Annotated in this window: 9 protein-coding genes; 8 read left to right on the top strand and 1 reads right to left on the bottom strand. The window is 46.3% G+C overall.

The annotated features are described in order from the left end of the window. The first annotated feature begins 407 nt into the window (after window positions 1-407). Window positions 408-626: a ssl0294 family protein gene (locus F6K63_RS35405; protein WP_044494637.1), complete on the top strand. Its 219-nt coding sequence runs from the start codon at window positions 408-410 to the stop codon at window positions 624-626. 328 nt (window positions 627-954) lie between these two features. Continuing rightward, complete coding sequence (gene rbp, locus F6K63_RS35400) at window positions 955-1,236, top strand: RNA-binding regulator (protein ID WP_008187989.1); 282 nt, start codon at window positions 955-957, stop codon at window positions 1,234-1,236. A gap of 142 nt (window positions 1,237-1,378) precedes the next feature. Here the strand turns inward: rbp and F6K63_RS35395 are convergent, their stop codons facing one another. Next, window positions 1,379-2,461 (bottom strand): ATP-dependent 6-phosphofructokinase, encoded by a 1,083-nt coding sequence (locus tag F6K63_RS35395; protein WP_008187990.1) that lies wholly within the window; start codon window positions 2,459-2,461, stop codon window positions 1,379-1,381. A 268-nt stretch (window positions 2,462-2,729) separates the two neighbouring features. Between F6K63_RS35395 and fbp the strand changes: the two genes are divergently transcribed. The 6 genes from fbp to F6K63_RS35365 all read left to right on the top strand — a co-directional run bounded on the left by fbp (window position 2,730) and on the right by F6K63_RS35365 (window position 10,447). After that, window positions 2,730-3,809 (top strand): class 1 fructose-bisphosphatase, encoded by a 1,080-nt coding sequence (fbp, locus tag F6K63_RS35390; protein WP_287314796.1) that lies wholly within the window; start codon window positions 2,730-2,732, stop codon window positions 3,807-3,809. A gap of 4 nt (window positions 3,810-3,813) precedes the next feature. Beyond that, complete coding sequence (locus F6K63_RS35385; protein ID WP_287314795.1) at window positions 3,814-4,335, top strand: hypothetical protein; 522 nt, start codon at window positions 3,814-3,816, stop codon at window positions 4,333-4,335. A gap of 25 nt (window positions 4,336-4,360) precedes the next feature. Further along, a complete protein-coding gene (tal, locus tag F6K63_RS35380; protein WP_287314793.1) occupies window positions 4,361-5,515 on the top strand; it encodes a transaldolase in 1,155 nt (384 codons plus the stop codon). Window positions 5,516-5,721: 206 nt separating this feature from the next. Continuing rightward, entirely contained in the window at window positions 5,722-7,251 is a 1,530-nt protein-coding gene (zwf, locus tag F6K63_RS35375) for a glucose-6-phosphate dehydrogenase (protein ID WP_008187994.1), read from the top strand. Window positions 7,252-7,339: 88 nt separating this feature from the next. Further along, window positions 7,340-8,695, top strand: a complete 1,356-nt coding sequence (opcA, locus tag F6K63_RS35370) for a glucose-6-phosphate dehydrogenase assembly protein OpcA (protein WP_008187995.1) — start codon at window positions 7,340-7,342, stop codon at window positions 8,693-8,695. Between the two features lie 93 nt (window positions 8,696-8,788). Further along, entirely contained in the window at window positions 8,789-10,447 is a 1,659-nt protein-coding gene (locus F6K63_RS35365) for a cobyrinic acid a,c-diamide synthase CobB (protein ID WP_287314791.1), read from the top strand. Window positions 10,448-10,999: the final 552 nt, after the last annotated feature.

The following is a 10,999-nucleotide window of genomic DNA, read 5'->3' as shown; positions in this document are numbered from 1 at the left end:
GATGGCAGTACATCAAAGTTGTCACCAATACATCCATGGGAGCAGACCGAAAGGCCAGGATATCCAGGAGCCGTATGAGGGGAAACCTTCACGTACGGATTTGAAGGAGAGGTGCTCCCCTTAATAGGGGACATCGACTCTAATAAAACGCTTGGGGAGATCTGTCCTCTACTCTTCCTGGTTCCGGCTGGCCCACGCAAGACGGGTCTGTGAGCCAAGAATCCCCTGCCTTCTAGGCATGGGGAGTGTCAATAAACGTTAGAATCCCAATTAGAATCCCAATAGACATCTCCAGACACTCGGTTTTGACCCAGGCAGTGCAAGGGTTTGAGGTTAATTTTTGGAGATGTCTAATCTAATCACTCATACAACTATTGGCAGCACAACCAGCACCAGGAGATCAACTCATGTTCCTCAATGAACTGACACCAATTTTTGAAGAATTTACTCAGCAGCCTGTCGCTTTTTTGGGCGGATTTTTTTCAGGAGTGTTCCGCCTGAATCTCTCAGATGATCCTCTCAAGAGTTGGTTAGAGGCTCAAAATGGCTCTGAGATATACAAAGATGGTCATAACACAAGCGAAAATGATAAAAATAAAGGTCCGCAGTCTATTTCCATTGATTAAGAGCTAATTCAACTATATTTAGCCTGGTTATTTGGGGTCTAATTGGTGCTTAAGCACTACCCCAATACATTTTTTTGATGAATTATGAAATACTGTCAACTAGACAACCACTGATAATCCCGTAAGTGAGCTATCATGAAACGGTATTCACAAGTTCAGTGGATTCCTTTGGTAAAATTTTGATTTTGCTTCCCCCCCCTGGGGTGGTTGGCCACTGTCGAAATTTACCACTGGTTCCTCAGACATGACCGTGAGCAACCAAAATACGTTGTACTCCGTTCTTCTGTGCCTCTGAACTTTAGTTCTATGTTCTGCCTCATCGATCGACATGACCATTTACGTCGGAAACCTGTCCTATCAAGCCACCGAAGACGACTTAAAAACAGTTTTTGGAGACTACGGCACCGTTAAACGAGTTGTTATGCCCACAGACCGTGAAACCGGCAAAATGCGCGGGTTTGCCTTTGTGGAAATGACAGAATCAGATCAAGAAGACTCAGCTATAGAAAGCTTGGATGGTGCTGAGTGGATGGGACGTAGAATCAGGGTCAATAAAGCCAGACCTCGGGAAAACAATAATCGTAACACTCAACGGCGCAATTCCTGGTAGTTGGTAATAAGCTGTTGAACATCTAATTGGTACGACTGATTAAGTGTTCAGAATTTGACCATTGACCGTTGACCGTTGACCAGTACCAGTCAACAGTCAACACGATTCATGTACTTAAAACGTTCATAATCTTAAATACACTCTAATCTCCTAGACAAATACCCAATCCTCTAGCGGTTCTCACCAAAGTTCCGTTAGGATTCACAGCTTGATAATGCTTAATCGTTTCCTCAATCGGTACACTCACCACCTGGCGATATTGCCATGTCACCATCCGGTCATATTGTTCATTGGCGATTAAGTCAACTGCTGCCACACCAAAGGCTGAGGCAATTAAGCGATCAAGGGGTGAAGGAGTGGCACCCCGCTGGGTGTGTCCAAGAACTGTCACTCGCGTTTCCGCTCCAATCGAATTACAAATCTCTTGGGCTAGATATTGGCCAATGCCACCTAATCGACATTCACCAAACCCCACATTACTCTGAAGCACCTCACCGCTTGCAGTGCGAACCGCCTCGGAAACTACGATTAAACAGAAGTTTCGCCCCTGCTCCTGAAGTTGCTTAATTTTATGGCAGACATTGTTAAGGGTATAAGGAATTTCTGGAATCAGAATAACGTCAGCCCCTCCTGCAATGCCAGCACTGATAGCAATGTGACCAGCATCACGCCCCATCACTTCCAAAATCATCACCCGGTCATGGCTAGCCGCTGTGAAGTGTAAGCGATCTAGAGCTTCGGTGGCAATGTTAACGGCAGTGTCAAACCCAATAGAGCGCTCGGTAATGGCAACGTCATTATCGATAGTCTTGGGTATACCTACCAATTTCATCCCCCCTTGTTGGGCAAGTTTGCGCAAAATCGCCAAACTGCCATCGCCCCCAATACCAATGAGAGCGTCTAGACCCAGTTGGTGATAGCCATCAGCAATATCAGCGCTGCGATCGCATAGCGTACCATCTGGCATCGGAAAAGCAAAGGGGTCGCCTTTGTTAGTAGTGCCAAGCATTGTACCACCCATAGTCAAGATGCGATCAACCTTGTCCAAAGTTAGGTTAATCGCTTGAGGAGGATTTTGCATCAACCCCTGAGTAGCCCGACAGATGCCAAGCACCTCCCAGTTGTAAGTAGCCACAGCTCGGTGAGTCACAGCTCGAATCACCGCATTGAGACCAGCACAATCTCCACCACTGGTGAGAATGCCAATGCGTTTAGTTTCTCCCATAATCTCCGTTTAAGGTTGCAATGCCTATGTTCACATCAATTTGACCTCAGGTATAGGCTATTAGACAATAAAAATGGTGTGAAGATTTGATTTCTGTATTTCTTCTAAAGTTATTAAGCATCATTAAAAATGCCTTCCTAAGATAGAAAGTGAAGAGGACTAGGCACTGGGCCAATCGGTACTCTTCCGATGGCCAATAGGCCACGCTACGCGAACACCAACATCTCTGACAAACCAAGTGCCCTAAGACCTAGGGAGGACAAAAATTATGGCAGAGGTAGCTGAACCTAGAACTCAAGAAAGAGCCCTGGATCGGGATTGTAAAACGTTATCCCGTCACGTTTTCGAGCAACTCCAAAGTTTTTCCATGGAGGCACAAGACCTCAGTGCCCTCATGAATCGCATAGCCCTAGCTGCCAAGCTAATTTCTCAACGCTTGAGCCGAGCTGGTTTGATGGAAGGGGTGTTAGGATTCACGGGTGAAGTCAATGTGCAGGGTGAATCTGTCAAAAGGATGGATCTCTATGCCAATGATGTCTTCATCTCGGTATTTAAGCAAAGTGGTCTCGTCTGTCGCTTGGCATCCGAGGAAATGGAAAAACCCTACTATATCCCGGAAAATTGCCCAATTGGACGTTACACTCTGCTATATGACCCCATTGATGGTTCCTCCAATATCGACACCAACTTGAATGTTGGTTCGATTTTTTCGATTCGTAAGCAAGAAGGAGAGGATCTAGACGGGGAAGCCCGTGATCTTCTGCAAAACGGGCATAAGCAAATTGCTGCTGGCTACGTTCTCTATGGTCCGAGCACAATGCTGGTGTATTCCATCGGTACGGGTGTTCATGTCTTCACCCTCGACCCAAGTTTGGGAGAGTTTATCCTGTCGAAGGAAAACATTAAGGTGCCAGAACATGGCCCAGTGTATAGCACCAATGAAGGAAACTTCTGGCAGTGGGAAGAATCAATAAGGGACTATATTCGCTATGTCCATCGCCATGAAGGCTATACTGCTCGCTATGGTGGGGCATTAGTGGGAGATTTTCACCGCATCTTGCATCAGGGTGGTGTCTTCCTTTATCCCGGTACTGTTAAGAAACCAGAAGGGAAGTTGCGTCTACTATACGAATCTTCTCCCCTAGCCTTTTTGATAGAACAAGCCGGAGGCGCTGCCAGTACAGGTACTGAAAACATTTTGGAGGTTGTGCCAAAAACCCTCCATGCTCGTACTCCATTAATTATTGGCAGCAAAGAGGATGTAGCTTTGGTTAAGTCCTTTATTGAGGAAAAAGCAAGGCAGGCGCAAGAAAAGTTGGAAGTGGCAGGGCACGTAGATCAGGGTTAACCGGTTGAAGGTTAACTGGTTGAAGGTTAACCGGTTGAAGGTTAACTGGTTGAAGGTTAACCGGTTGAAGGTTAAGCGGTTGAAGGTTAACTGGTTGAAGGTTAAGCGGTTGAAGGTTAAGCGGTTGAAGGTTAACCGGTTGAAGGTGGCTTTGAAAACCTCCCTACCCTTCGGTTTATCCTTTGGGGTAAGGCGACGGCTACTCTTTGAGAAAGGCTTTACCCCACTCCAACCAACCGTCAAGCCAATAGTCAAGCCAATAACTTTCAACCAACCAACTAACCCTACACCGAACCCCAAGGCGAACAACCTTGGCCAAAAGGCCACGCGATCGCGTTCAACCAACCAACCTTCAACCAACCAACCTTCAACCAACCAACCTTCAACCAACCAACCTTCAACCAACCAACCTTCAACCAACCAACCTTCAACCAACCAACCTTCAACCAACCAACCTTCAACCAACCAACCAACCTACCCTAAGGGAATGCCAAAGGCGAACAACCAAATAACTGTAAACCCTTGACAAATAACAAGTAAGGAGCTAAGCAATGACAACGACAGCCGAGAATCCGATTTTTCAGATTGAACAAAATTATGGTCAGAGTATCTGGATGGATAATCTCAGCCGCACGCTGATTGAGTCTGGAGAACTAAAAGAACTGATTAAAACCCGGGGAATTTGTGGGATTACCTCAAACCCAGCAATTTTTGAAAAAGCGATCGCAGGCAATGCCATCTACGATGCAGATATCGAAGCCGGTATTCGTGCCGAGAAGTCGGTGATGGAAATTTACGAAACCTTGGTATTTGAAGACATTTCTAATGCTTGTGATATCTTCAAACCTGTCTACGACCAAACCAATGGCTTAGATGGTTACGTCAGCATTGAAGTCCCACCCACTATCGCCAAAGATACTCAAAGCACGATTTCCGAAGCCCAACGCTATTACCAAGCTATTGGTAGGGAAAACGTGATGATTAAGATTCCCGGTACCCCAGAAGGGTTACCCGCAGTAGAGCAAGCTATCAGTGAAGGCATCAACGTTAATGTCACCTTGCTCTTCTCTGTAGAAAGCTACGTTGAGACATTCTGGGCTTATATCCGGGGTTTGGAAAAACGAGCGGCAGAAGGGAAAGATATTAGCAAGATTGCTTCTGTAGCTAGTTTCTTCCTCAGCCGCATTGATAGCAAAGTGGATGCAAAATTGGAGGAAAAAAGTGCGGCGAGCGATGACCCGAATTTGACAGCGAAGCTAAAGGGAATCGAAGGCAAAGTTGCGATCGCTAATGCTAAAATTGCCTACCAGAAGTACAAAGAAATTATCCAAAGCGATCGCTGGAAAGCTCTATCAGCAAAAGGGGCACAGGTACAACGGTTATTGTGGGCAAGCACCAGCACCAAAAACCCTGCCTACAGCGATGTGATGTACGTCGATGAACTCATTGGACCGAATACTGTCAACACCCTGCCTCCCAATACTATCGAAGCTTGTGCCGATCACTGTTCCCCAGAAAGTCGGATTGAGACAGGTGTTGAAGAAGCTTACCAAACCATCAACTCTCTAAACGATCCTGATGTCAATATCAATCTCAGCCAAGTTATGGATGAATTGCTTGATGAAGGGATCGTTAAATTTGTTAAGCCCTTTGATTCCTTAATATCATCTTTAGAAAGCAAAGTCAAACTATTGGCTACGGTGTAATAGAAGACGTTTAAGGTTTCCAGTTAATTTAGGTTGAAGGTTGTCGGGTGACAAAATGGCTTCGATAGAAAGCTAATGTAAAGTCTTAACCTTGGCCAATAGGCACGCGCGTCGCGTTCAACCTTCAACCTACCCTAAACCAGACCCCTGGGCAAAAATAACCTTTAAGCTTTACCCTTGACCCTGATCACCTTCAATAGGCAAAGATGGTTACTCTGTTAGAAAATCCCTTAAGAGTGGGCTTGCAACAGGAGCGCACGCCAGAACCATTGATTATGGTGATTTATGGCGCGTCCGGAGATTTGACTAAACGCAAGCTTGTACCAGCACTTTACCAGCTTAAACGAGAACGACGGCTACCACCAGAAATTACCATCGTTGGTGTTGCCCGTCGAGATTGGACTCATGACTACTTCCGGGAACAAATGCGGGAGGGAATCGAAGAATTTTCCGACGGGATTCAATCGGAGGAGTTGTGGCAAGACTTTGCCGATGGCCTGTTCTACTGTTCCGGTGACATGGATAAACCGGAAAGTTACCAGAAGCTGAAAGCTTTCTTGGCAGAACTCGATGGTAGACGGGGAACACGGGGAAACCGGGTATTTTATTTAGCCGTAGCTCCCAGATTCTTTACAGAAGCCATCCAGCAATTGGGGGCAGCGGGAATGCTGACTGACCCAGTAAAGCAGCGCTTGGTAATTGAAAAACCCTTCGGGAAGGATTTAAGTTCAGCTCAATCTCTCAACCGGGTGGTACAAAAAGTTTGCAAGGAAGAGCAAATTTATCGCATTGACCACTATCTGGGTAAAGAAACTGTTCAGAATCTGTTAGTGTTCCGCTTTGGTAATGCTATCTTTGAGCCCCTGTGGAATCGCCAGTTTGTTGACCATATCCAGATTACCGTAGCCGAATCGGTAGGGGTAGAAGAACGGGCAGGTTACTACGACAAATCCGGCGCACTGCGGGATATGGTGCAGAACCATTTGATGCAGCTATTTTGCCTAACGGCCATGGAAGCTCCCAATGCTCTGGACGCTGACAGTATCCGTACTGAAAAGGTCAAGGTGATTCAAGCTACTCACCTGGCAGATATTCATAATCTAGAAAATTCAGCAGTGCGGGGTCAGTATTCAGCAGGTTGGATGAAAGGCAAACAAGTGCCTGGGTATCGCGAAGAGAAAGGGGTTGACCCCAATTCCACTACCCCCACCTACGTCGCCCTCAAGCTACTGATTGATAACTGGCGCTGGCAAGGAGTGCCCTTTTACCTCCGCACGGGTAAACGACTGCCGAAGAAAGTCAGTGAGATCTCAATTCAGTTTCGTAAAGTTCCCTTAATGATTTTTAAATCTGCGGCTCAGCAGACTAGCCCGAATGTCTTAACCCTGCGCTTGCAGCCCAATGAGGGAATTTCTCTGCGTTTTGAGGCAAAACGGCCAGGACCAGATTTGCGCACCCGCACTGTAGATATGGACTTTAGCTACGGTTCTTCCTTTGGCGTGGCAACCGCTGATGCCTATAATCGGCTGTTACTTGACTGTATGTTAGGGGATCAAACCTTGTTTACCCGTGCTGATGAAGTGGAAGAAGCCTGGCGGGTAGTGACACCAGCCTTGGCAGCTTGGGATGGTCCGGCTGATCCAGCATCCATACCTCAGTATGAAGCAGGAACTTGGGAACCGAAGGAAGCCGAACACCTAATTAATCGAGATGGACGTCGCTGGCGCAGACTTTAAGTTAGTTAGTCAGTAGTGACTATTGACTAGTGACTACTGACTAATGACTAGTAAGTAATGACTATTGACAAAAAACAAGTGAATTGCTATGGCTACACAATCTCCTCCGGTGCTTTCGATACAACCTCCCAAAGATGTTTCCTTGGGTGAAATTGAAGCGGAACTGCGTCAAATTTGGCAAAGCTATGGTGAAAACGGTGACTCTCCCAGTGCGATCAGGGCAACCACCTTTAGTTTAGTGGTTTATGAACCCGAAGAAACCCAGCAGCTATTAGCAGCACTGGGATATTATTCTGGTCCAATCGATGGTATCCTAGGTCCACGCATGGTCGCTGCTCTCAAGGCAGCACAGAAAGCCTACGGATTGGCAAGAACTGGTAAAGCAGATGAGGCGACTAAGGCAAAACTACGGGAGGAATACAATGAATCTCTCCAGAAGGGACAGAGACAGAAGAATCTACAGTATTCCGGTGATTTAGAAGGATTTGGAATTGCCGATGCGATCGCAGCCTCTAACCCCTGTCGCATTATTGCCCTTTGTCCTATTGCCGGGGAAGATGAAGGGGTTAAGGCTCAGGTATCTGCCTCTTGCCCCATTCAAAAGCAAAGCCAGAGTACATTAATATGTTGTGAATACATCACTCTAACTGGCACCGCTGCTGCTTTGGAACGGATTAGCGGTGTCATTTCGGAATTGATGTTAGCAGAACTGCCGAAATTCCTCTGGTGGAAGGGAACTCCTGATCCTGAGCATGGGTTGTTCCAACGGTTAGCAGGGCTAAGTAATACCGTCATTGTTGACTCAAGTAGCTTTACCAATCCAGAGGAACAGTTATCACAAATGTGTGAGCTGATCAATCAGGGCACACCAGTGGCTGACCTAAATTGGGCACGGTTGGCAGCATGGCAAGAGTTAACCGCAGAAGCATTTGATCCACCAGAACGTCGTGGGGCAATCTACGAAGTTGATCAAGTTACCATTGATTACGAAAAAGGGAATGAGGCTCAAGCACTGATGTTTCTCAGTTGGTTAGCGTCTCGCTTAGAATGGCTTCCCACGTCTGATCTCAAAGAAGGTGGGGATTACGACCTGCGGCGTGTTAAATTTATCAGACCCAACCAGCAACCTGTAGAAGCAGAATTGGCAGCTATCCCCGTAGCTGATGTCGGAGATGTGGCAGGTGATTTGATTAGCCTGCGCTTGGGTTCGACCAACCTGCAAGCTGATTGCTGCACTGTGTTGTGTTCACAAACCACAGGTTGTATGCGGATGGAAGCTGGTGGTGGGGCTCAGTCTTGCCGCATTCAGCAGGTATCGCCCTTGTTTGACCAGAAGACAGAGTTTTTGCTCTCTCAGCAATTACAACGCTGGGGTAGGGAGATGCTATACGAAGAAAGTATGGCAGTGACCAAGGAAATTTTGAATTTGACGGTAACAAGTTGAAGGTTTCACAAAAGCGTTGAAGGTTAACAAGTTGCACGTTCAATTTTGAGATCATAAACTTTAACCTTAAAACCTTAAACCTTCAACTATTCAATGGCTTTAATCATCGCTGGTGAACGTAGTGGGGTGGGCAAAACAACAGTTACGCTCGCCCTATTATCGTATTTATCCAAGTGTAACTATAAAATTCAATCCTTTAAAGTCGGTCCGGATTACATTGACCCCATGTTTCATCAGCGGGTTACTGGACGTCCTTGTCGGAATTTAGACCCAGTATTAACCTGTGAAGATTATGTTAAAGAGTGCTTTTATCGCCATTGCCAGGGAGTAGATTATGCCCTGATTGAAGGGGTGATGGGGTTATTTGATGGAGCATCAGGAAAAGATGATTTTGCCAGCACAGCTCATGTAGCACGGTTGTTAGACGTACCAGTGTTATTAGTGTTGGATTGCTCTCGGTTATCTCGTTCCGTGGCTGCGATCGCATATGGCTATCAATCCTTGGATCCCAGGATTACCATAGCTGGAGTAGTATTGAATCGAGTCGGAAGCTCACGGCATTTGGAATTGCTCAAGGATGCTCTCGAACCATTACACATTCCTGTATTAGGAGAGCTACAGCGTCAGGATAATATAACTATTCCCGATCGGCATTTGGGCTTGATACCTACTGCTGAAATTACTCAACTGGATGCTTTGATTAACCGACTTGCTGATCTAGGACAGAGTTGCTTTAATTGGGAGCATCTTGACTCAGAGTTGAAGGTTAGTAGGTTACAGGTTGTTCGCGAAGCGTGGCCAATAGGCCAAGGTTTTTCTGAGTTGAAGGTTAACAGGTTAGAGCTTAACTCTGAGTTGAATGTTGGCCGGTTAGAGGTTGTTCGCGTTCGCGCAGCGGAGGCCTTTGGCCACGCTACGCGAACGGCTTTGCCGAAAGCGTGGCCTATTGGCCAAGGTTCTCTAGACAACCTGCAACCAAATAACCTGCAACCTGTAACCTCTAATAACCTGCAACCTGTAACCTCTACTAACCTGCAACCAAATAACCCGCAACCTGTAACCTCTACTAACCTGCAACCTGTAACCTCTACTAACCAGCAACCTGCCCTAATCCGAATTGCTATAGCATGCGATCGCGCTTTTAGTTTCTATTACCAAGACAATCTCGATAGTTTGGAACAGCTAGGAGCGGAGTTAGTGTATTGGAGTCCCCTCACCGATACGACTTTACCTGCTGATGTAAAAGGGATGTATTTTGGTGGTGGTTTTCCAGAAGTGTTTGCTGAGCAACTCGCCGAAAATACTAGTGCGCGAGAGTCAGTAAGAATAGCGATAGAGTCAGGAATGCCCACTTATGCTGAGTGTGGCGGATTGATGTATTTAGGGGAGCAGATTACAGATTTTGACGGGAAATCTTGGTCAATGGTAGGGGTATTACCTACTGTTACGGTGATGGGAAAATCCCTTACTTTAGGATATCGACAGGCAACTGCTTTGGTCGATGGACCGTTGTTACCTGCTGGAGCGACGGTTTGGGGACATGAATTTCATCGCTCCCACTTAACAGTCATGCCCTCCAATCCCTTGTTTGAGTTACGGGGATATCACCAGAGAAAGGTTGGAGTTGAAGGGTGGCAAGTGTATCAGCTCCATGCTTCCTATGTTCATCTCCATTGGGGTAGTTGTCTGAGGGTTCCCCTTCGATTTTTGGAACGCTGTCAGCAGTTCACTTTTGAGGGAATGACAAGCTAGTTAAGGACTAAAGAGGTAATCAGCCTAGTTTCTTATTTAAGAATTTAAGAGTTTCCCAAATAAACCTTTGCCTCTTGCCTCTTGCCTTACTTAACTTTTTTTAGCATACTCAAACTATACTATCTGTATCATTCAAGATTCACTTTCAGCTTCCGGCAAAATTCCTCTCACACCTCAATGCGTAGCATGAGTGTGAGAGGAATTTTGCACAGAGTCTTTCGGGACAGGGAGACGAGCTATGAAACTCCTAAGTAGCTCGGAGCAAGTCATGCCCCTGCGTTCGCGTAGCGTGGCCTACGGCCAATCTGCCTCTTCTTGCAACTGCTGTTTTTCAAAATTCGTTAGCCTGACAACAAATCTTTTATATTTCATTTTGTATTGACACTTGTTGCAACGGATGTTATCCTAATAATAGGTCGAAAACAAGAGGATGTGCGGCTTGTTCTAAGTAGGAGCCTCCCCCACCAGGAGGGGTATGACTTAGGTAACTCGCGGGGACAACCCCAAAAGTTATAACTGTTCATCTGGATGGCGGTGCAAACCCGACCCCTA

The sequence above is a fragment of the Moorena sp. SIO1G6 genome (genome assembly GCF_010672795.1).
Classification (GTDB): Bacteria; Cyanobacteriota; Cyanobacteriia; order Cyanobacteriales; family Coleofasciculaceae; genus Moorena; species Moorena producens.
This window is presented reverse-complemented; position numbering and strand designations above follow the sequence as displayed.